The organism is Faunimonas sp. B44, from assembly GCF_052655945.1.
On record NZ_JBQYEX010000013.1, the window covers coordinates 1 to 23,444 of the forward strand.

At 64.7% G+C, this 23,444-nt stretch carries 23 protein-coding genes and 2 pseudogenes; 8 read left to right on the top strand and 17 right to left on the bottom strand.

Features of this window, described 5'->3' with window-relative positions; translation table 11 throughout:
* The coding region (locus ACUN0C_RS16675) for a transposase (protein WP_445467531.1) at positions 1 to 464 on the bottom strand (464 nt) is incomplete at its 3' end.
* 496 nt (positions 465 to 960) lie between these two features.
* Positions 961 to 2,502, bottom strand: a complete 1,542-nt coding sequence (locus tag ACUN0C_RS16680; protein WP_445467532.1) for a glucan biosynthesis protein — start codon at positions 2,500 to 2,502, stop codon at positions 961 to 963.
* 251 nt (positions 2,503 to 2,753) lie between these two features.
* Between ACUN0C_RS16680 and ACUN0C_RS16685 the strand changes: the two genes are divergently transcribed.
* Complete coding sequence (locus tag ACUN0C_RS16685; RefSeq protein ID WP_445467533.1) at positions 2,754 to 3,140, top strand: DUF1236 domain-containing protein; 387 nt, start codon at positions 2,754 to 2,756, stop codon at positions 3,138 to 3,140.
* Positions 3,141 to 3,365: 225 nt separating this feature from the next.
* Here ACUN0C_RS16685 and ACUN0C_RS16690 read toward each other — a convergent pair whose 3' ends face one another.
* Positions 3,366 to 4,643 (bottom strand): DUF1236 domain-containing protein, encoded by a 1,278-nt coding sequence (locus tag ACUN0C_RS16690; RefSeq protein ID WP_445467534.1) that lies wholly within the window; start codon positions 4,641 to 4,643, stop codon positions 3,366 to 3,368.
* A gap of 378 nt (positions 4,644 to 5,021) precedes the next feature.
* On the opposite strand from ACUN0C_RS16690, the gene ACUN0C_RS16695 reads away from it, so the two are divergent.
* The 4 genes and pseudogenes from ACUN0C_RS16695 (at position 5,022) to ACUN0C_RS16710 (ending at position 7,491) form a co-directional block, all read left to right on the top strand.
* The gene (locus tag ACUN0C_RS16695; protein ID WP_445467535.1) at positions 5,022 to 5,417 is read left to right on the top strand and encodes a rhodanese-like domain-containing protein; all 396 of its coding nucleotides are present in this window, start codon (positions 5,022 to 5,024) and stop codon (positions 5,415 to 5,417) included.
* Between the two features lie 45 nt (positions 5,418 to 5,462).
* Positions 5,463 to 5,840 (top strand): sensory rhodopsin transducer, encoded by a 378-nt coding sequence (locus tag ACUN0C_RS16700; RefSeq protein ID WP_445467536.1) that lies wholly within the window; start codon positions 5,463 to 5,465, stop codon positions 5,838 to 5,840.
* Between the two features lie 53 nt (positions 5,841 to 5,893).
* Positions 5,894 to 7,153 (top strand): annotated as a pseudogene (locus tag ACUN0C_RS16705) (D-arabinono-1,4-lactone oxidase).
* Positions 7,150 to 7,491 (top strand): sensory rhodopsin transducer, encoded by a 342-nt coding sequence (locus ACUN0C_RS16710; protein WP_445467537.1) that lies wholly within the window; start codon positions 7,150 to 7,152, stop codon positions 7,489 to 7,491. Before ACUN0C_RS16705 ends, ACUN0C_RS16710 begins: the two are co-directional and overlap by 4 nt.
* Before the next feature lie 122 nt (positions 7,492 to 7,613).
* Here ACUN0C_RS16710 and ACUN0C_RS16715 read toward each other — a convergent pair.
* Positions 7,614 to 8,056, bottom strand: a pseudogene (locus ACUN0C_RS16715) (PPC domain-containing DNA-binding protein).
* A gap of 127 nt (positions 8,057 to 8,183) precedes the next feature.
* On the opposite strand from ACUN0C_RS16715, the gene ACUN0C_RS16720 reads away from it, so the two are divergent.
* Positions 8,184 to 8,555 carry a phage terminase small subunit P27 family gene (locus tag ACUN0C_RS16720; protein WP_445467538.1) on the top strand — a complete coding sequence of 124 codons (372 nt, stop codon included), beginning with the start codon at positions 8,184 to 8,186 and terminating at the stop codon, positions 8,553 to 8,555.
* A 76-nt stretch (positions 8,556 to 8,631) separates the two neighbouring features.
* On the opposite strand, the gene ACUN0C_RS16725 is transcribed toward ACUN0C_RS16720, so the two are convergent.
* The 8 genes from ACUN0C_RS16725 to ACUN0C_RS16760 all read right to left on the bottom strand — a co-directional run bounded on the left by ACUN0C_RS16725 (position 8,632) and on the right by ACUN0C_RS16760 (position 15,783).
* A complete protein-coding gene (locus ACUN0C_RS16725; RefSeq protein WP_445467539.1) occupies positions 8,632 to 9,024 on the bottom strand; it encodes a DUF302 domain-containing protein in 393 nt (130 codons plus the stop codon).
* A 140-nt stretch (positions 9,025 to 9,164) separates the two neighbouring features.
* Positions 9,165 to 9,878, bottom strand: a complete 714-nt coding sequence (locus ACUN0C_RS16730; RefSeq protein ID WP_445467540.1) for an exopolysaccharide biosynthesis protein — start codon at positions 9,876 to 9,878, stop codon at positions 9,165 to 9,167.
* 46 nt (positions 9,879 to 9,924) lie between these two features.
* Entirely contained in the window at positions 9,925 to 10,482 is a 558-nt protein-coding gene (locus tag ACUN0C_RS16735) for a DUF305 domain-containing protein (RefSeq protein ID WP_445467541.1), read from the bottom strand.
* A gap of 246 nt (positions 10,483 to 10,728) precedes the next feature.
* Positions 10,729 to 11,634 carry a WD40/YVTN/BNR-like repeat-containing protein gene (locus ACUN0C_RS16740; RefSeq protein WP_445467542.1) on the bottom strand — a complete coding sequence of 302 codons (906 nt, stop codon included), beginning with the start codon at positions 11,632 to 11,634 and terminating at the stop codon, positions 10,729 to 10,731.
* Positions 11,635 to 11,973: 339 nt separating this feature from the next.
* Positions 11,974 to 13,035 carry a type II glyceraldehyde-3-phosphate dehydrogenase gene (locus tag ACUN0C_RS16745; protein ID WP_445467543.1) on the bottom strand — a complete coding sequence of 354 codons (1,062 nt, stop codon included), beginning with the start codon at positions 13,033 to 13,035 and terminating at the stop codon, positions 11,974 to 11,976.
* Positions 13,032 to 13,505 (bottom strand): hypothetical protein, encoded by a 474-nt coding sequence (locus ACUN0C_RS16750; protein ID WP_445467544.1) that lies wholly within the window; start codon positions 13,503 to 13,505, stop codon positions 13,032 to 13,034. The genes ACUN0C_RS16745 and ACUN0C_RS16750 overlap by 4 nt, the downstream gene beginning before the upstream one ends.
* Positions 13,506 to 13,522: 17 nt before the next feature.
* Entirely contained in the window at positions 13,523 to 14,035 is a 513-nt protein-coding gene (locus tag ACUN0C_RS16755; protein ID WP_445467545.1) for a Spy/CpxP family protein refolding chaperone, read from the bottom strand.
* A gap of 278 nt (positions 14,036 to 14,313) precedes the next feature.
* Positions 14,314 to 15,783, bottom strand: a complete 1,470-nt coding sequence (locus tag ACUN0C_RS16760; RefSeq protein WP_445467546.1) for a multicopper oxidase family protein — start codon at positions 15,781 to 15,783, stop codon at positions 14,314 to 14,316.
* A 337-nt stretch (positions 15,784 to 16,120) separates the two neighbouring features.
* Between ACUN0C_RS16760 and ACUN0C_RS16765 the strand changes: the two genes are divergently transcribed.
* Entirely contained in the window at positions 16,121 to 16,306 is a 186-nt protein-coding gene (locus tag ACUN0C_RS16765) for a hypothetical protein (RefSeq protein WP_445467547.1), read from the top strand.
* 236 nt (positions 16,307 to 16,542) lie between these two features.
* On the opposite strand, the gene ACUN0C_RS16770 is transcribed toward ACUN0C_RS16765, so the two are convergent.
* The 5 genes from ACUN0C_RS16770 to ACUN0C_RS16790 all read right to left on the bottom strand — a co-directional run bounded on the left by ACUN0C_RS16770 (position 16,543) and on the right by ACUN0C_RS16790 (position 20,842).
* Positions 16,543 to 17,226: a hypothetical protein gene (locus ACUN0C_RS16770; protein ID WP_445467548.1), complete on the bottom strand. Its 684-nt coding sequence runs from the start codon at positions 17,224 to 17,226 to the stop codon at positions 16,543 to 16,545.
* A gap of 569 nt (positions 17,227 to 17,795) precedes the next feature.
* Positions 17,796 to 19,127: an MFS transporter gene (locus ACUN0C_RS16775; protein WP_445467549.1), complete on the bottom strand. Its 1,332-nt coding sequence runs from the start codon at positions 19,125 to 19,127 to the stop codon at positions 17,796 to 17,798.
* Positions 19,128 to 19,135: 8 nt separating this feature from the next.
* Positions 19,136 to 19,393: a metal-sensing transcriptional repressor gene (locus ACUN0C_RS16780; RefSeq protein WP_445467550.1), complete on the bottom strand. Its 258-nt coding sequence runs from the start codon at positions 19,391 to 19,393 to the stop codon at positions 19,136 to 19,138.
* 610 nt (positions 19,394 to 20,003) lie between these two features.
* Complete coding sequence (locus ACUN0C_RS16785) at positions 20,004 to 20,417, bottom strand: cupin domain-containing protein (protein WP_445467551.1); 414 nt, start codon at positions 20,415 to 20,417, stop codon at positions 20,004 to 20,006.
* Between the two features lie 38 nt (positions 20,418 to 20,455).
* Positions 20,456 to 20,842 carry a hypothetical protein gene (locus ACUN0C_RS16790; protein ID WP_445467552.1) on the bottom strand — a complete coding sequence of 129 codons (387 nt, stop codon included), beginning with the start codon at positions 20,840 to 20,842 and terminating at the stop codon, positions 20,456 to 20,458.
* A gap of 120 nt (positions 20,843 to 20,962) precedes the next feature.
* Between ACUN0C_RS16790 and ACUN0C_RS16795 the strand changes: the two genes are divergently transcribed.
* A complete protein-coding gene (locus ACUN0C_RS16795; protein ID WP_445467553.1) occupies positions 20,963 to 22,510 on the top strand; it encodes a winged helix-turn-helix domain-containing protein in 1,548 nt (515 codons plus the stop codon).
* Positions 22,511 to 23,444 lie beyond the last annotated feature (934 nt).

Consider the following 23,444-nt stretch of genomic DNA (forward strand, 5'->3'; position numbering starts at 1 on the left):
CGGTCGCCCTCGAGCGGGCGCTTGAGGAACGCGCCGACGCGCTCGTCGATGTCCTTGCACAGCTTCGAGACCTGGCTCTTGCTGATGCCGCTCAAGCCCATGGCCTGGACGAGGTCGTCCACCTTGCGGGTCGAGACGCCCGCGATCCACGCCTCCTGGATCACCGAGACCAGCGCCTTCTCCGTCGTCTTGCGGGCTTCGAGGAAGGGCGGGAAATAGCTGCCCGTCCGCAGCTTCGGGATGCGCAGGTTCAACTGCCCCAGCCGCGTATCCAGCGTCCGGTCGCGGTAGCCGTTGCGCCAGGTCGCCCGATCGCCGCTGCGCTCGTAGCGCCCGGCGCCGATCACGCCCTCCACGTCGGCCTCCATGAGGATCTGGAGGACGGTCTCCGCGACGCTGCGCAGGAAATTTCCGTCATCGGCCTTCTGCAGCGCCTCCATCAGCGCCATCCTGTCGTCGGTCATCGGGTCCTCGTGGCTCAGGTTGAAGTCGGCAAACTCCACCTTAGCCGCACACCCCGATGGCCACCCCGGCCTAAACCCAAAACTCCACCACCTCCGTGGACGCTAACCAGCGGGGCGTGGGCCGTTGAGTCTTACCTGAAATGTGACGCAACCCCCAGGCGAAGCCGTCGCTCCGGTAATGCCGCGGCTCAATGCGCGGCCGTCTGCCCTGATCCGATCGGGGCGACGAGCAGTTTGTCGATGCGCCGCTCGTCCATGTCTACGACCTCGATCTCCCAGCCGCAGATCCGAATGCGTTCGCCCACAGGGGGGTGCGGCCGACGCGCTGACTCCACTGTGGCCGCACGCTGCACTCCACGTCAGGCGTGGTTCGCCGCCTTGTGCTTGCGAACTCCATCAGTCGGCCTAACCGGAATGCGGTGCATGAATCCGGTACCGAGTATCATCGACAGGGCAATCGTCGCTCTCCTCGACGAGGCGCTGAAGCTGAACGACGTCAATCCGGCCAGACGCGGATCAAAGCCGTTTCGGTGAGCGCTCGTCCATCTTGCGTCAGCGTGATCGAGAGGTCGACTGGCGCAGGATCGGTCGAGAAGATGTCGAAGCTCAGTCGCCATTGGGCGGGGCCCATCGGCGATCGGGAAAGGCCCGGCTTGAACGTCGATGCGCCGGTCACCTCGATGCTGATGTCCGCCTTGGCGGGATCAAGTCCGGCGAGCGCACCGCCCGCGAAATCGGTGATCACCTTTCGCTCCAGCCGCACTCCGTCTTTCCGCTCGTTCAGGCGAGGCAGACCCAACCGCAGGTCCGTGAGCTTGGCCAGACTGGAAGGAGGTTCTACGCCGCTCCAGTGAAGGCGGTATCGGAACGCGAAGTCTGAGCCCGCCTCCGCTGGACGTTCGGGAACGTAGAAAGCAACGATGTTGTCGCCATACTCCGCCTCGGTCGGGAACTCGATGAGCTGAACCTCTCCGGCTTCGAACCCGGAGATCGGCTCCACCCACAGGTTGGGCCGCCGTTCGAACGCGACTTTGTCCTGGTAGTTGGCGTAGTTCCTGTCCCGCTGCATGAGACCGAAACCACCGCCAGAGGGAAGCGGGAAGGAAGAGACCGAGACCTCGCCCGGATTCGTCAACGGCCTCCAGATCGCCTCGTCTCCGCCCATCAGGAGGAGACCGTCGGAATCGTGGACCTCCGGCCGCCAGTCGCCCCCGGTCCAGCGCTTCTCTTGCGAGTACCAGTACATGCTGGTGAGCGGTGCGACACCGAACCGGCTGACATCGCGGCGAAGGAAGATGCGGCAGGACGTGTCCATGACCACGTTGGGCAGGTGCTGGACCTCGAAGCGGAATGCGGCCGTGACGCTGGGGCCGTCGAGGAGCGCGTAGATCATCATGACCCCGCCCTTCATCTCTTCGATCCAGAATTCGGTGAAGGCCGGGAATTCCTCAGCCCTCCCGTCGGCCGCGGCGGTATCAAGGGCAAGTGCCCTCGCGGAAATGCCGTACTGCCTCAGATCTCCGGAGGACCTGAAGTAGGAGGCGCCAAGGAATGCCAACCAGTCTCCCGGTTGTCCCGTGCCGTTCCATCGCTCGTGAACCCTGAAACCAGCGAAGCCCGCATCGTCAGGCATGTCGGAAGCCGGGCTGCCGGCGGGATGGGAGAAGTAGTCGTTCCGGTAGAGAAGCGGATAGGCGAGACCGTCCTGCAGCTTGTTGAGGCGCACGGGCTCGCGGAAGAGATCGCTCAGATGGAATGCGGTGACGATTCCATCCCGGCCGGGCGCCGCGAATATGCCGCCGGAGGCAGGCTGATGGATCGCGTGATGTTGCTCGTATCCGATCTGCGCGAGGATCTCGGGCGCGGGATCCCGTCTCGGCTCGTATGGCGTATCCCTCATCTCGCGTGCTCTTGCGATCAGCCATTCCCACGAGAAGCGAGTAGCCTTGCCGAACCGGAGCGAGCCGCCGCCGGGCACGCGAGCGTTCTCTTCAGCCCAAACCTTCGAGGCCGGCAATGCTGCCAGAGCCGCGAGCATGGCTAGCAGGTGCCGTCGTGACAGGTGCGACCCTGCGCCAGCGTCAGCCGCCGAACCATTGTGCATCGCCTATCCCGTTGGTGTACAAGGGAAACGCCTCAACGTGACTTGGCTCGAGAATGTTCCCGCAGGGGTCGGTGCACAGTCGTTCGACCTCCAGTCGACAACGGGCAACAAGCCTGACGCTGGAAGGCCGGAACTTGCACAGTCGCGGCATCGTTCAGGCTGGGGGCTATCGACAGGAGTCTGACATGCACAAGCTGCTGATTGCCGCCGCCGCCACGGCACTGTTCGCCTCCCCGGCGGCGTTCGCTCAGGAGGGCACTGCCGCCGGAGCGGCTGGCGGAGCTGCTGCCGGCGCCGTAATTGGCGGACCGGTGGGCGCCGTCGTGGGTGGAGTAGCCGGTGCGGCCATGGGCACGGCAATCGATCCACCGCCGGCAGAAGTTCGTCAGTACGTGATCGAACAGCCGGCGGACACCGTCAAGATCGAGGGCACGGTTGCGGTCGGCGAGGAACTGCCGGAGACGGTCGTGCTCAAGCCGGTACCGAACTATCAGTACCAGTTCGCTGTCGTGAACGAGAAGCGCGTGCTGGTCGACCCCGGCACCCGGAAGGTCGTGCAGATCGTCGAGTGACCTCGTACCCGACGCCGAGCGGGCGAGGCACTGCTTCGCTCGCTCGGAGCCTCGGTCTATGCAGCGGGTAAGGCAAGACTGCTGTTCGGGACCGGTTCGCCTTCATTGACCGACGAAATGCGACCTCGACTCAACAGCCAACGCATTCAGTGGCCCGCGCCTTAGATCCCGGATCCTCATTCGTTCGCCCGCCGCGCCACGACTGCAGTGCGGCAGGCGCTCCGATCAGTTCAGGACTTCGACCACTTCGCGGGTGTTCGGGTCGACCAGGATGACCTCCTCGCCGGCGACGAAGTAGCTGTAGGACCGAAGCTCCTGCACCTCGATCGTCTCCGGCATGGGCTGCAGCTGGACGCAAGCAGGGACCGTGGAACCGGCACGGAAACCCTCGCCGCTTTCACGCAGGGTGCTCACGATCGTCGTCCGCTGCTCCGCAGAGAGGTTGATCGAGCCCCGCGTCGTCGAAGCGGTCGCGCGCGTCGAACCCGTGACAGGCACCACGTCCACCACTTCCAGGGTCTGCGGCTCGACGATGACGACCTGATTCTCCACGATCGTGTACCGATAGCCGCGATACTGCGGCACGACGGCGATCACCTCGCTCGGCACGTCGTAGAGGCGCACCCGGTCAGGAAGCCTGACGCCGACCGAGATCCTGACGTCGAGGTCCCGAACCGGCTCGACATCGGTCCTGGTGAAGGCCGACGTGACGCGGGTGCGTTCCTCTGCGGATATCTGCGCGTTCTCGGAGATCGCGCGGACCGGCCTGTCGCCCCCGGCGGCGCGACCGGCGTCCTGCTGCGGAGCCTGGTCCCGGCCCTGCTGCTGTGCGGCACCCTGGGTGGTTCCGGTCTGGTCGCCGGCACCCGGCCTGGCCTGTTCCCGCGCCTGCCCTTCTGGCTGGCGCCGAGGCTCGCCTGCGGTTTCCTGCTGCGGTCCCTGGCCGGCACCAGGCGCCTGCTGGCGCTCCTGCGCCTGTTCTGCACCCGGGCGGTCCGCTCCTGGCTCCTCGGCCCGTTGCGCCGGAGCCGGCCGCTGGTCCTGCTGGCCTCCGCCTGCTCGCGGTTCGCTGCGCTCCGGCGCACCTTCCGCCTGCTGCGGCCGCTGACGCGGCTGGCCTTCGGCCGAACCTGTCGCCGGGGCGGCTTGGCCCGGCTCACCCTGGTTCGCTTGCCCGGATCCTTGCTGGCCGGCAGGTGTCTGGTCCTCGCCGGCGGCAGGCCGCTGACGCGGCTGCCCGGCGTCCGCCGCGGCGGGGGCCTGCTGGCGCTGCTGCCCGGCCGCTTCTCCGGCGGGCCGCTGACCTTGCTCCTGCCCGGCTTCTCCCGCGGGCTGCTGGCGCTGTTGCTGACCCGGGCCAGGCGCCTGCTGGTCCGCGCCGCCTCCGCCCGGGGCAGGAGTGCCTTGCTGCTGCGGTGGAAGCTGAGGTTGCGTCTGGGCCGCAACACCCGTGGCAGCGAGAATGCCGATTGTGGCGATGCCACTCAGAAGCACTCGTCTCATGGTGACCTCCTGGTCTTGGTGGAGGAATCCAACCTGCGACAGACGCGGGAGTTCCAGCACCCGGCCTTGTGGATGAAGAGGGCTCGGCCCATTCCCTCGAGGCGGACAGACAGCCGGGGGCAAATCGCCGGCAACCAAGATTTCACCAGTGTGTTCTCAGGTCGGTTGTGGGCGGCCGCAGGTGTATATGAGCCTCCTGGTCCGGAGGCCGTTCGCCAGCCGCTCTTCCAGGGTTGCTCGCGTCGCTTCGGCTGAATCGCCCTGTGAATTGGTGATTCGGAGCCGAGCACCATGGTCGTCGTGACGAAGCTGTGCGCGCTCCATTGACACCACGGCCGCACGCTTGATCCACTCTCTCATCCGGCGGAGGAGGCGAGCATGCCCGCGAGCGTGAAAGAGATGATTGAGGCGGCGAACGCGGCGGTGCCGCGGATCACGCCGGCCGAAGCCCGAGAGATGATCGCGCGGGGCGACACGCTGGTCGTCGACGTCCGCGATGCGCCAGAGGTTGAGAAGACAGGCAAGGTTGCCGGCGCCGTTCACGTGTCGCGCGGCATGCTCGAGTTCAGGGCCGATCCGGAGACGCCGTATCACGACAAGGCGTTCGACAAGGACAAGACAGTGATCGTCTATTGCGCGTCCGGCGGCCGCTCGGCTCTGAGCGGAAAGGCACTGAAGGAGCTGGGATACGGGAAGGTCTACAATCTCGGCGCCTTCAAGGACTGGGCGGAGAGCGGCGGCGAGGTCGAGAAGCCGATCGACACCGGCATGTAGCGCATAGGCCCATGGCACGGGGCCGTTAGTGGAGGAGGCAGAGCGATGCGTCAGGAGGTCGGGCGCAGGACCTGGGCCATTCCGGAGGGTTTCATTCCTTCACAGGGCACCAGCCAGGACCCCGCGCTGGCTTCTCACGAGACTGCATGCATCCTCAACGCGTCCGACCGGGACGCGGATGTCTCGATTACCCTGTTCTTTGAGGACCGCGACCCCGTCGGACCTTATCATGTTGCCGTTCCCGCGATGCGGACCCGGCACGTCCGCTTCAACGATCTTCAGGACCCTGAGCCTGTTCCACGCGACACGCCGTATTCGTCGGCGATCGAGTCCGACGTACCGATCGTCGTCCAGCACACTCGCCTTGATTCCCGAAAGGCTGAGCTCGCGCTCCTGTCGACCCTCGCCTACCCAGCCGAATAATGGTTGCCTTGGACAGGCAGGACTCCGCACGCGCTTCGCACCCACACCCGAAAATGGGGACGGGAAGCGGGGTTCGCTCTCAATGGCAGGCTTTCGAGAACCCTGTAGAGGAGGCGTGGCAGAACTGGTCGGGCAGTCTGCGGTTTCGCCCGTCCCGCTTCGAGGCACCCGGTACCGAGGCAGAGGTCGCCGAAGTCGTTCGCTCTGCGGCCAGGCACGGCCGCACCGTCTGCGCCATCGGCTCGGGCCATTCGTCGACCCCCATTATTGCCACGGACGACATTCTCCTCTCCCTGAACAGAATTTCCGGGCTGGAGGGCCCATGATCCGCACCCTTGCCAGGGTGTGCTGGGCGCGGGGACCGTTCTCACCGATGTGGGTGACGCCCTTTGCCAGGTCGGGCTCGCCCTCTCCAATTTCGGTGACGTCGCCACCCAGACCTTGGTGGGCGTCATCGGAACGGGTACCCACGGCTCCGGGCGGGACCTCTACAATTTGTCGATGATGCTCGTCGGCGGGCGTATGGTCACTGCTGCCGGCGAAATCGAGGAGTTCTCTTTCGAGCGCGATCCGGACTGTGTCAGGGCGCTGCGGGTCTCCTTCGGCACGCTCGGCACTCTCACCTCCGTCCGGATCCAGGCCATTCCCTTCGGCGAGCTGCGGCGCCAGGAGTGTGGTGCACCGATTTCGAGACCTGCATGAGCCGCCTCGACGTGCTGGCGGACGGGAACCGCAATTTCGACTTCTACTGGTATCCGCGCAGCGACGAGGTGAAGCTCAGGTGCCTGAACGAGCCGGCTTCGATGCGAGATTACCGCAGCTTTGCCCGCCTGATAGAGGACCGGACAGGTTCGCCGCACGTAGTCATTCCGAAGCACAGTTCCATGAAGCATCTCTTCGACGAGATGGAGTATGCGCTGCCGTCCGAAGCGGGGCCGGATTGCCTGCGCGCGTTGCGGCGCCGCATCCTGGAGAAGTGGCGGCGTTCCGTCGGCTGGCGGCTGCTCTATCGCTTCGTGAAGGCCGACGACAGCTGGCTGAGCGAGGCGCATGGCAGGCCGACGACGACCATCTCGCTTCATCAGAATGCATCGCTCCCATCGGCCGACTATTTCGCGGACCTGGAGCCGATCTTTCGCGATCACGGCGGTCGTCCGCATTGGGCCAAGAAGCACAGTCTGACAGCTCCTGACCTGCGAACGCTCTACCCGCGTTGGGGCGATTTCCTTGACCTGTGCAGGCGCATGGATCCCCATGGCGTATTCCTGACACCCTACCTGCGAAAGATCCTCGGGGTGGAGAGCGGCCGGTGAGGGAACTGGGATGCCGCATCTGGGCGCAGTCCGGCGGCCGTGTTCCGCTCCGCAGCAGCGGACCGAAGCCTGAATTCACCAGCCGCGACGAGATCGTGGTCCTGAATACCTGCGAGGTGGAGGCCCGGATCGAGATCGATATCCTTTACGCAGACCGCAATCCGGTCGGGCCGTATGCGCTCACAGTGAAGGCGCGGCGGATCAGGCGCATCCGCTTCAACGATCTGATCTTTCCGGAAGCAATGCCGCTCGACACGGAATATGGAGCCGTGATCCGGTCCGACAGGCGCATTGTGGTTCAATTTTCCAGGACTGACACAGGGGCGCGGGCAGGATGACCATCCTCGCCACGGCTTTGGCAGCGGATTGAGCGATCCGCGGCAGGGATGTGGAACCGTGCCGATTACCCACCGTAGCCGGCATTAGGACCGGACGTCAGCTTCGGCCGTTTCGCCGCGCCTTACGCACGAGGTTTGATCAGCGCCAGTCCGGTTTCCGGATCCATGACCTTCCGAAGATGCGCCGGGCTTTCCGTTATGACGACTTCGAGCGTCGGCCGAACAAGGGCCCAATCGAGGTGACCGGCGACAGCCGCGCCGCTCCGCTTCCCTAGAACGACATGGACATGCACCGCGGGTTCACCCTTGGGATCGAGGGCGATGTCGCCGATCAGCGACGCGACCTCCACCTGCTCTGTCACCGGAATCTCCAGATACTCCTTCTTGTCCCAGTCGAAGAAGAAGAGGTGGCGTCACTGAATGCGCCAATGGCGGTTATCTGAGCGGCCGAGAGCTGCTCCCGGGCAGCGAAGCACCTCAGGTAGCCCATCACCTCCTCGCCCGTCTCAAGAACGACGATGAATGTCCGCTGGTCGTTGTCGCTGTGCAGGAGCTTCGTTTGCATACCGCGTTGCATCCGTTCCTTCGCCATGAACGAATTGGAGTCCGAGTTGTTTCCATTCTTGGGACCCGGCACCAGATACGACAGTTCCGAGTGCATCCAAGGCAATCCCGGCAAGCGGCCGCTCGACATGGCCGAGCCGAGGCCGGCGCATTCCGTGCCGACCTGTCCTGCCCATCTCTCCTCCACGGCGAAGGCCGAGTGGAAGCGGCTCGGCCGCGAGATGCACCGGCTCGGCATCATCAGCCAGCTCGACCGGGCCGCGCTCGCCGTCTATTGCCAGGCCTATGGCCGCTGGACCGAGGCGGAACGGAAGCTCAAGGAGACGCCCACCCTCATCAAGCTCCCCTCCGGCGACATCCAGCCCTCGCCCTGGCTCGCCATCTCCAACAAGCAGCTGGAGCTGATGCACAGGTACCTCTCCGACCTCGGCCTCTCCCCCGCTTCCCGCAGCCGTGTCAGCACGATTCCGGTGATCGGGCCGAGGCCGTGGGAGGGGTGAACACGCGACCTTTGGAGGAGCAGCGCGATTCCCACGCCACTGCGGGGCCCACGAACGCACGAGCCCAGGGCTGGTCTCAGGCACCCACTGCGTCAACCGCCTTCATCAGCATCGCCCTGACCTTGTTGGCCGTCTCCGACAAGCCGGGATTCTGCACCGCCTGCATGGAAGCAACGGGATCCACCGCCGCAATTTCCGATTGTCCGGAATCGACCTCCTGGATGATCACATTGCAAGGGAGCATCGTGCCAATCTTGTCCTCGGCCTGAAGGGCGCGGTGCGCCATCTGCGGATTGCAGGCGCCCAGGATGCGGTACGGCCGGAAATCGACGCCGATCTTCTTCTTGAGGGTAGCTGCCACGTCGATGTCACTCAGGACGCCGAAGCCCTCGGCCTGAAGGGAGGCGATCGTCCGCTCGACCGCCTGCTCAAACGGGAGATCCACCGTACGCGCGTGGTAATAGGTCATCATTGTCCTCCGTCTCACTCTGCGGCGTGCTCGTTCCGGCAATCCACGGGTGCTCTTCAGGTTCCTCAGCCGTCGGACGCGCCATGCGCTCGCGTCGAATACGTTCCGAGCCTTGGCCTCTCCAGGCTCCGGCAGGTGGATCACCGCATGCCCGGCACGAAGCTGGAGGCCGTCTTGGCGATGAACTCCGACATCACCAGCACGCCGACGGTGATCAGGGCGGTTCCGACCAAACCTGCGGCGATCGCCATCCCGTCCCTCTGGATCATGCCCCAGGCGATGATGGCAAGCAGCGTGGCCGGGATGGCGTTGAAGAACGGGATCGGGAGCAGAAGGATGACCGCAAGATACACGCAGACCAGTCCGATCACCCGCTCACGGCCGGCGACCTGGCCGAGGCGCGGACGCGAGACGCGCTCCATTATCCGGAGGATGGGCGAGAGGTAGCGCGCGATCAGCCGCAACGTACGAGCCGGGACCGGCAGGGTCTGCATCCGGCGCGGCAGTCCGGCCCGCTCTCCGAAGATCACCAGATGGCCTGCAATCATGATGATGGGCATCCCAAGGATCATGGAGGCGCTGGGGATCGGGAGCGGCACCGCCTCGGGTACGGACAGGATGAACAGGGCGGTCCCGTGGACGCGCGTCCCCACGGCCGCCAACACGGATTGCAGGGGAACATGCTCTCGTTCGGTTTTACCGAGCTTCTGTAGAATCCCGGAAAGGAGCTGTTCTTGCATGGCACCCCTCGGCGAGCCAGATGTGCGGCACGGCTTGCGCGTACAGGGCGGCAACGCGCGCGGGGCCCGAAAGCGGCCCTGTCCACGAAAACCCCTTCCTTCCGGCACGGCCATCCCGTCCCGCACCACAACGAATGCCTGCGCCTGTGTGACCGAAGGGCTACTCGAGCGCCTTCCTGGCTTCACTCACCACTTCGGGTGTCACATCTGCCGGCTTTGCCGGCAGTTCCGTCGTCCCGCGCAAGCCGCTCTCTTCGATGTCGGCGATGAGCATCTTCATCTCGGTTATCTCGAGCACCTGTGACTCGATGATCTTGTCAGCGAGCTCGCGCACGCGCGGGTCACTGATGCTCGCCTTTCGCGCATTGTTGATAGCGATCGAGTGATGCGGAATCATTGAGCGCATGAACCTCACGTCGTCCACCAGAAGCTGATTTCTGTTCACGTAGAGCAAGCCGACGCCGGCCAAGGCGGCGAATGCCAGCACGGCAACCTTGGCGATCGTGCCTTTGTACATGGACCACATGAACCCGAGCATGACGAGCGTCATGACGCTGCCCATGACCAGGGAGGCCACGAACCGGTTGATGCTGAAGAATGCGTGGTCGAACGAGTAGACGAGTTGGTACATCAGGAAGAACATGATGAACGTCGAGGTCGCGATCATTGCCGCTAACCGGACCCAGCTCATGCCCATCATCCCTTTGTGCTGCTCCATACTGGCATCCTTGTGCTGAGGAATACTATTCACGCGGCTCCCAACCGTACCGCCGCCGACACATCAGTCGAGTTCGTCGTTGAACCGGCAGAAAACGCCCGATGTCGGTTGGTCTCCATCTTCATCGGCGGCCGCCGGTCAGGTATTTGAGAAGTGCAGCAATCCCGAGGACAAGCAGGACGGCGACGAGGATCCAGACGATCCCCATTCCGCCCATGCCCCAGCCCGTTCCGTCCATCATGTCCATTACTCCTTGCTCTCATGAAATTCGGCGTCCGCCAGCCTTCCCCAGGTGCGACCCTGATCGATGCTGTGAAGGATCTCGCCGTCGGATGATGCTGCGAAAAGGCGGTTCGGATCGCCGGGATCGACCGCCAGGTGCAGCAGGTACGATTCCCCGAAGCCATCGGAGATGGTTGCGAACGATGCTGCGGGCTCGCTTGCCCTCAACAGACCCTGTCCGAACAGGAAGGCGTAGATCGTGCCATCGGATGTAACTTCGACGAGACTCACCGGCATGCCCTGAAGGATCGGGGTCCACGTCCTGGCGCCATCCCGGCTGACGAGCAGGCCGAGTTCGGTCGCGGCATAGAGGACATCCGGATCGTCAGCCGACGCGGCAAGATCGATCAGGCGGGCCGGATCCGGGCCGGCGATCCTCCAGGTCTTGCCACCGTCCCGGCTCACCTGAATGCCGCCATGGCTGCCGTAGATGACGTCAGGATCCAGCGCGCTCACCGCCATCTGGTGGAAGTCGACCGGCCCGTTCACACCGGGTGACACCTGCCGCCAGCTCCGCCCGGCGTCGTTCGAAACCACGAAACCGAGATTGCCACCGACCGCGGGATGGCCGCTCGCGAAGAGTATGCCTGGTTCGTTCGGATGGGCGTTGAAGCCCATGAAATCCTGCATGTCCGAGATCGGCTCGACCTGACCTTCGGGAGCCGTGCGGAAGAGACCATGGTGTGTGGCGATCAGCAGACGGGAGCTGTCGGCGCGGTCGACCGCCAAACCATGGACGTGGCTCCCGCGCAGGAGCTCGGCGATCGAGATGGTCGCTGCGGCGTCCGAATGCACCGAATAGCCAATCATCCCAGCCGCGAGAACGGCTGCGACGCCGACCCCTAGGTATGTGGGCGAGAGGAATGTCATCGGATTGTCCTCAAGGAGTGCGATCCGCGTGGGGCGCAGAAACTCGGCCCGGCCTGTGGCGGGAAGCCACGGGCGCCGTCACTGGTCCCACTTAGTGGTGGAGCATGGGCGATAAAAAGAGGATGGGGATCGTTAACGCCGCGGAACACCAGTACCGGCACGCGAAAAGCGTCGATCAGTGCATGGTCATCCGCCTCGTGGGCCTGGTCCCTTGGCATGGCTTGGCCGTGCGTGGCGACGGCTGCGAGATCCGGTGGCGCAAGACTCTGGCGGATCCCGGTATCGACCGGCCAGCGGGCGCGTGTTGCGTGCTCGTGCTTGTGATAGGCAGTCATTTGCCTATCTCCCACTGGGCTGCAGACGTGCGGTCACGGCTCCGATGCCGAGTGCATCGTCCGTTCGAGCGATCGAGGCAGCCGCAACCGCCTCTGTTCCGCAGAGTGCGCGGATGGCGTCGATCGTCTCAGGGATCACGATCGCCTGGTTGTCGACCATGTAGGCGTAGAAGAGCTCGGAACCCTCGACCTTCAGCATGTCCGTCCAGAGTGCGACTTCGTAGAGATTGTCGTGCGGCCGGCCGATGTCGGCCATCATCTCCTTGATCGCATTCAGAGCCGACAGCCCGGCGTCGGTGCGCACCGGCAGGATTCGGGAGGAGGCAGCAAATGCCTCGATGACCTCGTCCTTGCTCGCGGTCCGGGTCATCTCCACTACCCAGTAATGCAGATGGGCCAGCGTCTCCGGCACCTTTACCGCCATCGTGACTACGTCGAGCTCGGGATCCACCGACTGCGCATCCGGCCCCTGGTGGCTCGGGATCTCCGGCTCGGGGACGAGCGTGTTCATGATGCCACCGAGATGGCTCTCCCAGGGATCGGTGGCGCGACGGAGCAGGGTGCCGCGCGCGCGGCGGAGCAGGCCGGAGCGCTTGAGAGCGGTAAGGGTACGCACGATCGAGGTCGTGTTGCACGAGACGACGCGCGTGGCATCCCGTCCCACAGCGCTCGCATAGTTCGCCTCGGCGACGAACGAGTGGCCGGCAACTGCATGGCTCTCGCCGCCCTGAAGGATGAACTTCAGGCCGCGTCGGCGGTACTCGTCGACATTCCTCGCTGCGACCCGTTTGGGCGTGCAGTCCACGACGATATCGACCTCATCCAGGAGGGCGTCCAGCGTGCCCGAGATCTTGAGCCCTGCCGATGCCATCGCATCCGCGTGCCCGGCGGTGGCGCCGAAAACCCGGAAACCTCTGGTCGTCGCTACGCGCAGCCGCCAGTCCGTCCCGACGTCGGCGACCCCGGCGAGCACCATGTCCAATTGCCGGAAAACCGCGTCGGCGACGCGCTTGCCGATCACCCCGTAGCCGTTCACCGCCACGCGGACCATTCCGCTTCCTGTCATCTCGCGTTCCCCAGTTCTCGGGTGGGGCGAACCCACCACAAGGCGATCCCCGGAATGACGAGCCATTGGGCGAGCGGGGACAATCCAGTGCCGATGCCGGGCAGGATCGGCATCAGGTTCGAGTAAGCCCACGCGCCACCGACTTCGGTGTTCAGCCACTCGCTGTACACCGTGTAACCGAGGCCGATTCCGATCGTGGTTAGTGCCACCGCCCCGAAGCGCTCGCCCGGCCATCGATCGCCGCCTGCTGCCAGAAGGCCGCCCAAGAGTGCGGTTAGCCCGATCAATACGTCGCCTGCCGTGCAGTGGGCGACCGCGAAGGCAATCTCGGCGGTCGTGCCGTCCCGCCAGAGCGTGTAGAGAGGGAGCTGCGCGGCCTCCCAGCCAAGATTGCCGATCGCCAGCAACGCAAGATAGCGCCGCAACGATCGCAGCCAGAGCGGAGAAGCCGCGCAGGTCGGGATTTCCATCGCTTCGCCAAGCCTCGTTACGGCGCCCCGATCAAGCCGCCGGCCAGCTCGGATGCGAGCCGCTGCTGGGTTTCATCCAGCTCCTGATAGAGCGCCTCGGCCGCAGGCCTGATGTTCCTCACCATTTCGAGACGTGCGGCGAGAGCGGTCTCGTGCCTCTCGAGAAGCGTCGGCCAGCCCGGCTGCACCTGTGCAGGCGCCTCGTTCCGTCGGGCCGAGGCGGGGTCGCCCCGGCCATCCTCCTGCAGAGCCTTCGCCCCGGTGCGGACAGCGTCCGCGAAAGCGGTCCAGGCGTCCGTCTGTGCGTCGGTTATCTGCAGTTCCGTCCGCAGAAAAGCCAGGCTGCCCTCCAGGTGCCGCAGCGGAAATCCCTGCATCGTGACGCCGCCAGCCGCCGGTCGGCTCCCCATCGCCATCATGCCGCCACCAGCTCCCGGGCACATCGCCTGCATCATGGACATCATGTCCTGCATGTCGGCGCCCATCATCTGCCCCATGCCGCCAGTCATCATCGAGCCGCCCATGCCCATCCCCAACCCCATGCCCATTCCGCCGCTCGAAGCGGCAGGCGCGCCCGACCCGCTCGCCGCCGGCTCACCTTGTTCAGGAACGGTGGATGCCGAGCTCTCCGGTGCAGTTCCTGCCCCATCGGCAGGAGCTGGCCGGATGGGCGTTTCCTGCGTCGCTCCCGGATGGTGTGCCTCGTGGTCCTGGCTATCCTGAGCCATTGCTCCGGAGCCCCAGAGCATGGTGGCCGCTGTCACGGCCGCTGCGATGGTCGATCTGTTCCTGTTCATTGCTATCTCCCTCAGCTCCGTCCGGACGCAGTCTCGTAGGCAACCTCGGTCATCATGCCGGCGGCCATGTGGAGGAGGTTGTGGCAGTGGAAGGGCCAACGGCCCGGATTGTCGGTATCGAAGGCGATGGTCACGGCGCCGTTCACCGGCACCAGGACCGTGTCGCGCACGGCCCCCTTCAGCGGGCGCCCGTTTATCCCGACGACCTGGAAGTGATGCCCGTGTAGATGCATCGGGTGGGCCATCGCACTCGCGTTGCGCATCTCGATCGCCACGCGCTGACCCGGATGCACTTCGATCGGTGTGTGGTTCCCCCAGGTCCGGTCGTCGATGGACCAGACGTAGCCCATCATCCTGCCGGTCAATGCGGTGCGGAAGGTGACATCGGCATGCCGGTGCGGAAGCGGATCAACCGCGAATAGGCTCTCCTCAAGGGAAAGATCGACCGGCGGTGGTGCGCTTCCGGCCTCTCCGGAGACCCGGGCGATGAGACTTCCTTTCGTTGCGAGGATAATTCCCGTTCTTTCCCTGTCGCCCTCCCGCTGTGCGAGGATCGGCCAGGCGCCGCCTTCGCGTGGCAGGGTGAGAACGACGTCGAGCCGCTGGCCCATGGTCATGCCAAACCGCCTGCCCTTGACCGGCCGTACGGGGTTGCCGTCGGCGGCAATCACCGTGCCCTGGAGGGTGCCGAGATCGATCTGAAATGCGCTGGTCGTCGCGCCGTTGATGATCCTCAGCCGGACCCGGCCGCCGCGCTCCACGGTGACGATCTCCGGGTCGTCGAGGGTGCGGTCATTGGCGAGATACGCGTCATACTCGACGTCGTTCAGGTCGGGCTGACCGGGACCACCGGCGTGGGCGTCGGGTGCCGCCGTGAGACCGGAAAGCGGGACATCGGGCTCGCCTCCGGTCATGTGGTCCATGCCGGCCATGCCTCCGTGGCCCATCGACAGCAAGTTCTCCGTCGCATGTGCCATGGCGCTGCCCCGGAGGTCGGCGAGCAGCTCGGCGGGATCGCGGTATGTGAAATCGTGCAGGAGGACGATAACCTCCTGCGCATCGGCCCGGAGGTCCTCAGCAGTGCGGACGATCAGCGGCGCCGCCAGCAGCAGCTGCTCCTGCAGGCCGAGATGCGAATGCATCCAGTGGGTGCCTGGCCGCGGCTCATAATCATAGCGCCGGACTTCGTTCGGCCGGAGTGCCGCGTGAGGCCCGATGACAACGCCGTCCTTGCTCCACTCGGGCGTCTGACCATGCCAATGGACAATGGTGTCCTCGGCCGTGGCGTTGTGAAGGTCGACGGCAAAGGCCTCGCCCGGATCGAGCGCGATCCCGTGCGAGCCGCCAGGTCTGGTAATCCCGAAGACAGATGCCGCGCGACCGCGGACATCGAGCGTTCGACGTTCGATCCTGAGCGGGGTTGCTGCCCCGGCGAATGCGGACCGGACCGCACCCGGCAAGAAGGCATTCGTTCCGGCCAAGGCTGCCGATGTTCCGGCGAGCGCCAGAAGATGACGACGGGTAATCGATCTCATTGTGCACCATTGATCTGATGGGTCCGGACGGCCGGTGGTCGCGTACGAGCACCGGGCGAGCGTCTGACGCGGCCGCGCAATCGGCGCCGCGCTCACCTCACCGGCAGCAGCTGCCGGCTCAGATCAGATGGCGGGGAGGAGGGATGGGGGGCGTGCTCTCGCGACCGCCCAGCAGGCTCGTTTGCGTGAGCCAGGCACCGGAGCACATGCTCGTGAGCTCGGTCGCCGGAACGTCTGCGGGAAGAGCGGATCCGCAAGCAATCGGCGAGTGCGGACTGCCGCAATGGCGCAGTCCTCCGCCGCCATGGGCAGCAGTGCAATCGCTCTGGGTGAGCTCGCCCGTCACGGCAATAAGCAGGATCCGGTCAGCACCTTCAGCAGACGCGCCGTCCAGTGTCACAGCTACCCAGTGATCCGCGTGGCCGGCACCAGTGGCAAGGCCCGCGTGCGCCTGTCCGGAGAATCCTGAAAACAGGACGGCCGCGATCAGGAGCATCCTGGCCGCTAAACCTGCCGCACCGAATATCCTGCCGGTTAGCCGCACTGGGTCCTCTGGACTGCCTCGATCAGAGGCGGGTCGATGGACAATCTAGACCGATCCGAGCAGCGATCACTGACATAAGTCAAAACGCAATGCTGCACCACTGGGTGCGAGTGCCACCGGCAGGGCCGGAGGCACTCGCCAGCAAATTTCTGCCCGTTATCTCATTCCTGACGACGGAGGCCCATTCCGCCGAACATCCCCTGAAGCTCGTCGGGCGAAAGCTCGCCGTTCTTGTCCTCGTCGAGATGATCGAACATGCGCCGATGGAAGGTCTCAACCTCCTCGTAGGAGATCGAACCGTTCCCGTCCTCGTCGATGATGGCCATCATCATCGACATCCCGAAATGCGGGCCGCGGCCCCAGCCGCCGCCCCAGTTCTGGCCGCCCCACGGCATCATGCCCGGACCGCCGCCTTGTCCGCCCCATGGCATCATGCCTGGACCGCCCTGGCCACCCCAGGGCATCATGCCCGGTCCACCGGGGCCACCGCCCCACGGCATCATTCCCGGTCCGCCCTGGCCACCCCATGGCATCATGCCCGGTCCGCCGGGGCCGCTGCCCCAGCCGCCCATCATGCCGGGTCCGCCCCAGCCTCGCGGAGCATCGTCATCGCCCCAGCCGCGCATGGTTCGGTACCACTCGCGCATGCGGTCCTGCCAGCTCCGGTCGGCACTGTCGTCGCCCTTGGTCGCACTCTGGCCCTGCTGGCTGCCGGGACTCGCTGACGGAGGTGCCGGCATGCTCGGCGAGCCCTGGCCCGGAGGCGTCTGCGCCAGTGCAGGCGCGCCCGCCAGCCCAAGGAGGAGCGCGAGCGCGGTTGCTGTCATCGAGACTGATCGAGTCATCGTTTCCTCCGTCATCCGCGGCAGGGTTGGGCGCCCACGTGCATGAAGAAATCAGAATTCCGCGTCGGACGCGCACCGCAGGGTCAACGTTAGGGCAGAAAGCGGGACGCAAATATGATCCAAATCATCTTGTAGCGTCGCGAGCTCGTGCTCTCGCCCGTCTTCGAGACGTGCGGTGCTGGCGCCATCCAACACCGTGGCCGTCGATTGTGTGCAGCCATTATCGACCTTGCGTAGGTGACGGTTTGGTCGGAGCTGGTAGCCTGACTTGCCACCATCACCGCGGGCGTATGGGCGAGGGGCGCGGACTCCACAGCCGGATCAAAGCGGAGCGGCTATTGATACGCTGGACACCAGCCCGAGGCCAGGACCTTGGACAGCAGCTGCACCCGGAAAGCCGCCGGGCGGATCTGCACCCGGCGGCGTCCGGCTACCGTGCTCGTGGACCTGACTTGCCACACGGCAGATAGACCGCAGCTAAGCCGAGGAAGAACAGCGAGGCGATGAAGCAGACGGCGAAGAGGCCGGAGTGCGCTCCCGATGCGGTCCATGTCCCGGTGCCACATCGCCTAAGCGGGCCAGGCAGGGTGCAGATCGTCGATGACAAGACGGTGGGTGTGCTTACGCGTATGGTGCGCGTCTTGTCCTGCAAGGTGCGGGTGGCCGACGGGCAGATCGGTGTGCGCGTGCGTGATCTCCTCGGGGTCACCCGCGGGCCAGACGCGCGCTGCCAAGCCAGCCCCGACGATCGCAATGAGGCCAAGAAGCGCCATCGCGACCGGCAGGCCGAGCACCTCGCCGGCCCATCCGGCAACGGGATAGGTCAGGAGCCAGCAGGCGTGCGAAAGCGCGAACTGGGCGGCGAAGACCGCGGGCCTGTCCTCAGAATGCGCTGAGCGGCGGAGCAATCTGCCCGATGGTGTGAGGATCGCGGAGTACAGAAGACCACTTGCGGCCCAGAGGATCAGAAAGGCTGGCCAGGGCGGCAGGCCTTGCAGGATCAGCCAGAGCGCATGCGCGACCGTCAGCGCGGCGAGAGCGGCGGCCGAGGTAATCATGAGGCGGCGATCGGCAAACCGCTCGAGCAGACGAGGCAGGCCGAGCGCCGCAATCATTGAACCGCCCCCGAACGCGGCGAGGGCATAGGCCACATCCGTCTCGGAGCCGGCATACCCTGCCCGGACGATTACGACCGTGTTGACGATCACGAAAGCGCCCGCGGCCGCCGCGGCAAGATTGAGAGAGAGGAGCCCGCGCAGCCGAGGCGTGGCGAGATAGATGCGCGCGCCACGCGTCAGTCGCTCCATGAAGGGGCGGGGCGCCTTCTGCCGTATAGCGGGCAGGTTGGCCGCAAGGACGAGCGCGGCCGACCCGATGAATCCGACCACGGTCCCGCCAAAGAGCCAATGGTAGCTCATCACCAGCAGGAGGAGGCCCGCGAGCGTCGGGCTGATCAGGTTTTCGAGATCGTAGGCCAGGCGAGAGAGCGAGAGCGCCTTGGTGTACTCGGCCTCGTCCTCGAGAATGTCGGGAATGGTCGCCTGAAAGGCGGGCGTGAAGGTTGCGGACGCCGCCTGCAGCACGAAGATCAGCAGGTAGATCTGCCACACTGCATCGATGAACGGCAGGAACAGGGCTATGGAAGCGCGGACGAGGTCGGCCCCGACGAGGACAGCCTTGCGCGGCAGACGCTCGGCCACCGCACTCGCCACAGGCGCCAATCCGACATAGGCGATCATCTTGATCGCAAGCGCCGTCCCGAGCACCGCGCCGGCGCTTTCGCCGGCCAGATCATAGGCGAGGAGACCGAGCGCAACCGTCAGAAGCCCGGTGCCGAGAAGCGCTACCACTTGCGCCGTGAAGAGCCTGGCATAGGTCGGATGGGAGAGGACGGAGAACATTGCGAGCCTCAGAGCAGCTTCGCGAGAGCGCGCAGATCAGCGATGTCCTGATCGTCGCCGCGCCCAAGGCAGTGGTCGATATGATCATGGATCAGCGTCCGCTTGGCCGCGGTGATTGCCCGTTCGACGGCCTGCAGCTGAACCGCGGTTTCAGCGCAAGGCCTGCCGGATTCGATCATCTCGACGACATGGCGGAGGTGCCCGCTGGCTCGCTTGAGGCGCTTGACGAGGTCCGGATGGCTTGCGTGACGATGGATTTCCAGCATAGACAACTGCTATCCCCCGGAGGGGGATGAAGCAAGAGAGCGCACGAAACGGCACGGGGCTGTACGGCATCAGAATGATCAGAGGCGGACACTGGTGCCGTGTTCCAGGAGGCGTGCGGCTGACGATCATCCTGATCGCCAGCATCGTGCTTTCTCCTGCGCAGGTCATCGTCAGTATGACCCATTTGCCGGGGTCCCGGCCCAGGTGATCGATGTCGCCTCAGATGGGCACGAACATGGCGGTGAGGATCACGATCTCCTCCCGGGTCACGATGCAGCAGACCTCGATCAGGACCTCCGCGGCGTTGCCATCTCCCGGACAGTCGCCCGCGCCTCGCCGCCGTAGCGTTGTGCGTTCTCCATAAGGTTTGGCAGGGCGCGGCGGATCGCAGTGGGGCGGACTTTGGCACGGACCACCCACTACCCAGCTGCACCACGCCCCGGGAAAGTCCCGCAACCATGGCTGAGGCGGCCGCCCCGCTGAGGAGAAGGCCGCCAGGGATCGTGTACGAGCAGAGCGCAGACGATCAAGTTGATCGTGTAGATTGCAGGCCTTGGTAGTCCACTTATGGGCTTTCTTTTACCGAATGCCTGCCGCCTCGCGATCCCACTATTGCTTCAGGAACTCGGATTTTGGCGGACTGATCTGAAAAACGATTACCTCCACCGGCTCGTCGCCTTCGTTGATCACCCGCATCGGAGAGTTCAAAGGTTCGGCGATGGCTTGCCCCGCAGGGACCTTGCGCCGCTCCTGCCCTTCGACCTCCATCGTCAGTGTTCCTGTCGCGATATAGAGGTAGACCGGCGTCGGATGGGTATGCCAAGCGGCGATCGTGCGCGGTTCGATCGTGGCACGGACCACCCGCGCTTCCAGCTGTCCATCCGGGATCTCCAGCGGATGAGCCAGTATCTGGTTCAGTTCTGAGGCCGGACGATCGATCTCGGCCATCTCGGTTTCGGCGCAGGCAACTCCGGAAGTGAAGATCGCCGCACAGGTTAGAACTCGTAACATGTTGTTCTCCATTGCGTTTCGGGGTGGAGCAAGCCGATGTGAGCAACCTGCTATCGAGGGGGGTCGGGCGGCGCAAACAGGATCAGTTCGACCCGATCGTTGCCATCGACATAGCCGTCGTGCCCCGGTGGGATCTCGAAGAAGTCACCCGTGCTGATGCGCGTTTCGATGCCCGTGTCGGTCATGCGGACCACGAGCCTGCCCGAGATGCAGTAGCCGATGTGCCGCATCGGACATGCGTCCGGCGAGCCGAGTAGCGGCTTCTCGTCAATTTCCCACGTCCAGCCTGGCTCGAAGACCGCATGCATCCCCGAGCTGCCGTCAGCCATCTTGATTATCGCGATGCCTCCTCGCTCCTTCATGTCGAGGAGATGATCGGGAACTTCGAACCGCCTTGTCTCTATCGAAGGCAGACACATGGGGCTGCTCCGCTTCATGTTCAGGATCTGTGACGATCAGGTCGCCGACCCGCTCAATTTACCGCTTCGTGGGAGGCGCGCTTGACGGAAACCTGAAGAAATCCTGTAGAAGTACCCTATTGTGCTGTAGTCTTGCGCATGGCTTGGACATTCGGGGATTTCCGACTCGACCCGGAGAAGTTTCAGCTCAGCCGCTGCGACAAGCCGGTGCGGCTAGAGCCGCAGGTGCTCTCCCTTCTGATCCATCTTGTCCGAAACCGGGACTGCATGGTCACGAAGGACGACATCGTTGCGGCCGTCTGGCAGGGCCGACCCGTCTCGGATGCAAGCATTTCCAGCCGTATCCGCTCGGCCCGTCAGGCGGTTGAGGACGACGGCGCGGGACAGAACGTGATCCAAACAGTGCATGGACGGGGATTTCGGTTCATAGCCGAGGTTTCGACCGTGCCGCCCGCGCACGCGGTGCCTGACGCTGTGGCACCTGACTCCGATCATCCCGCCGGACGCCCCTCCATCGCCGTACTGCCGTTCCAACCGCTGGGCATCGTGCCGCAAGTTGCCATCCTGGGCAAAGCGCTCCCGCACGAGATCATACAGGCTCTATCGAGACTGCGCTGGCTGGCGGTGATCGCGCGCGGCTCTTCGTTCCGATTCCGGCAAGCCGTCCCCGATCTGGACCTGGTGTCCACCGCGTTGGCGGCGCGTTACGTTCTGTCGGGGATCATCGAGAGCCCGGATCACGACATCGCGGTGACGCTGGAACTGACCGATACGAGCTCCAGCGAAATCCTCTGGGCTGATCGTCTCAAGGCACCTATCCCCGAAATCGGCGACCTGAGGGCGCGGATCGTCGTGCATCTGGTTTCGGCGCTAGAGACTCACATCCCCTTCAACGAGGCGCGCGTCGCGCGCTTGACTGAGCCTGCCGGTCTGAATGCCTGGGCCAACTATCATGTCGGTCTCGCGCATCTCTACCGTTTTACGGCTAAGGACACGGCCCTTGCGCAGGTCTGTTTCGAACGGGCGGTGACGGCGGATCCGCAATTCGCGCGCGCTCATGCGGGACTATCCTTCACGAGCTTTCTGGACGCCTTCCTGCGCCTGAGTCCCGATCCCACGGTGGCGGCGCGCAACGCGCGACGGCACGCCGAGCGAGGTCTGGAACTGGACGTGCTCGACCCCTTTGCAAACTTTACGATGGGGCGTTCGTTCTGGCTGACAGGCGAGCCCGAAGTCGCCATCGAATGGCTGGCGCGGGCCACGGCGCTGAACCCCAACTATGCGCAAGGCTTCTACGCCTCGGCATTTACGTCGATGCTGACAGGAAATGCGGCTGCGACCTTCGGCGCTCTGGAGACCGCCCTGCATCTGAGTCCACTGGACCCGCTCTTATACGGTTTTCACGGCGTCCGTGCGCAGATGTTGATCCAGCAGGAGGACTATGAGGGCGCCGCCCGCTGGGCGGATCGCGCGGCCACCACACCCGGTGCCCATTACCTGATCGCCATGATTGCGCTTGCTGCCAATGGGCTGGCCGGCAGACACGACGAAGCGGTCCGATGGGGTCGAGAGGTTCGCCGGCGCAAGCCGGATGCTACGGCCTTGGACTATTTCGCTGCCTTCCCGACGCGCGATATGGCGTCCCGTGCACGCATCGCGAGAGAACTGCGTCGACAAGGCTTCTAATCCTGTCCGGGTTACCGCTCTGGCCGACGGCCTCACCATGCACAAGGCCAGTGATGCTTCCCACTGCAGCGGCGGCGGCGACTCCGACATTGGTGACACCTGAGGCCCTGCACCGCTGGCGACGGTGCAAAATCTCAGAAGCGAGGCATTAGGGAACTCTCATGACAGGAAGCCATGGCGACAAACTGGATCGTCAGTTCAACCGGATTGCCAGTGCGCTGCCCGAGAAAGCGGGTCGCTTCGTCCATCGGCTGAATGAGCCGTCATCGCTCTGGATGCTACCGCTGGGACTCTTGTTGTTGACACAAGACATCCCTGTCCTGAGAGAGCCGATGGCCCATGCGATGGAATGGGGGGAGCGCAGGTGGCGAGTTTGGCGCACGGCGACGCGCTCGAAACTGACGGTCAACTTTATTCGGTCCGCACCCGAACTTGAGCTGAGAGTGGACGAGATCCGGATTTTCGTCCAGCATCTCCCGACCTGCGGGCGTACCGTGGCTCTGACTGCCTGGGGGAGGTCAGCACGCCTTGTTGCGTAACCGCGATCATGGCGAGGATTGCCAGGTCAAGCGCCTCGACCGGACACGCCCAGGTGTCCGGCCCTGGTGCCGCGGCGTGACTGAGCCGGTCTCCAATTGGCGACGCCGCCACTTCACCACCGCCGAAGGTCCGATCCCGAACAGCTCCGCCGCGCCGGCACCTCATGCCTTTCTTGATCGCGGCGACCACCCGCTGCCTCAAGATGAATCCAGTGCGCCGTCAGCTCTCAACGCTCTGGTCACTGGAACGATGGAAGTCGCGTCGGCCAAGACGGTGCCGAGAGCGCGGGACCAGTATGCCAGCTCGATCCCTGCACACCTCCCGAGGTGGTTAGGCGGCCTATTCCGGTTGGGAAACCTCTCGTAAGTGTCTGAATTCCTTACTGTGGGATGTT

Excerpts from the sequence above, each read along its gene's own strand:
- ACUN0C_RS16680 (WP_445467532.1), bottom strand. The coding sequence starts at position 2,502 with ATGCTCGCGGCTCTGGCAGCATTGCCGGCCTCGAAGGTTTGGGCTGAA.
- ACUN0C_RS16685 (WP_445467533.1), top strand. The coding sequence starts at position 2,754 with ATGCACAAGCTGCTGATTGCCGCCGCCGCCACGGCACTGTTCGCCTCC.
- ACUN0C_RS16690 (WP_445467534.1), bottom strand. The coding sequence starts at position 4,643 with ATGAGACGAGTGCTTCTGAGTGGCATCGCCACAATCGGCATTCTCGCT.
- ACUN0C_RS16695 (WP_445467535.1), top strand. The coding sequence starts at position 5,022 with ATGCCCGCGAGCGTGAAAGAGATGATTGAGGCGGCGAACGCGGCGGTG.
- ACUN0C_RS16700 (WP_445467536.1), top strand. The coding sequence starts at position 5,463 with ATGCGTCAGGAGGTCGGGCGCAGGACCTGGGCCATTCCGGAGGGTTTC.
- ACUN0C_RS16720 (WP_445467538.1), top strand. The coding sequence starts at position 8,184 with ATGGCCGAGCCGAGGCCGGCGCATTCCGTGCCGACCTGTCCTGCCCAT.
- ACUN0C_RS16725 (WP_445467539.1), bottom strand. The coding sequence starts at position 9,024 with ATGACCTATTACCACGCGCGTACGGTGGATCTCCCGTTTGAGCAGGCG.
- ACUN0C_RS16730 (WP_445467540.1), bottom strand. The coding sequence starts at position 9,878 with ATGGCCGTGCCGGAAGGAAGGGGTTTTCGTGGACAGGGCCGCTTTCGG.
- ACUN0C_RS16735 (WP_445467541.1), bottom strand. The coding sequence starts at position 10,482 with ATGGAGCAGCACAAAGGGATGATGGGCATGAGCTGGGTCCGGTTAGCG.
- ACUN0C_RS16740 (WP_445467542.1), bottom strand. The coding sequence starts at position 11,634 with ATGACATTCCTCTCGCCCACATACCTAGGGGTCGGCGTCGCAGCCGTT.
- ACUN0C_RS16745 (WP_445467543.1), bottom strand. The coding sequence starts at position 13,035 with ATGACAGGAAGCGGAATGGTCCGCGTGGCGGTGAACGGCTACGGGGTG.
- ACUN0C_RS16750 (WP_445467544.1), bottom strand. The coding sequence starts at position 13,505 with ATGGAAATCCCGACCTGCGCGGCTTCTCCGCTCTGGCTGCGATCGTTG.
- ACUN0C_RS16755 (WP_445467545.1), bottom strand. The coding sequence starts at position 14,035 with ATGGGCATGGGCGGCTCGATGATGACTGGCGGCATGGGGCAGATGATG.
- ACUN0C_RS16765 (WP_445467547.1), top strand. The coding sequence starts at position 16,121 with ATGGCGCAGTCCTCCGCCGCCATGGGCAGCAGTGCAATCGCTCTGGGT.
- ACUN0C_RS16770 (WP_445467548.1), bottom strand. The coding sequence starts at position 17,226 with ATGACTCGATCAGTCTCGATGACAGCAACCGCGCTCGCGCTCCTCCTT.
- ACUN0C_RS16775 (WP_445467549.1), bottom strand. The coding sequence starts at position 19,127 with ATGTTCTCCGTCCTCTCCCATCCGACCTATGCCAGGCTCTTCACGGCG.
- ACUN0C_RS16780 (WP_445467550.1), bottom strand. The coding sequence starts at position 19,393 with ATGCTGGAAATCCATCGTCACGCAAGCCATCCGGACCTCGTCAAGCGC.
- ACUN0C_RS16785 (WP_445467551.1), bottom strand. The coding sequence starts at position 20,417 with ATGGAGAACAACATGTTACGAGTTCTAACCTGTGCGGCGATCTTCACT.
- ACUN0C_RS16790 (WP_445467552.1), bottom strand. The coding sequence starts at position 20,842 with ATGAAGCGGAGCAGCCCCATGTGTCTGCCTTCGATAGAGACAAGGCGG.
- ACUN0C_RS16795 (WP_445467553.1), top strand. The coding sequence starts at position 20,963 with ATGGCTTGGACATTCGGGGATTTCCGACTCGACCCGGAGAAGTTTCAG.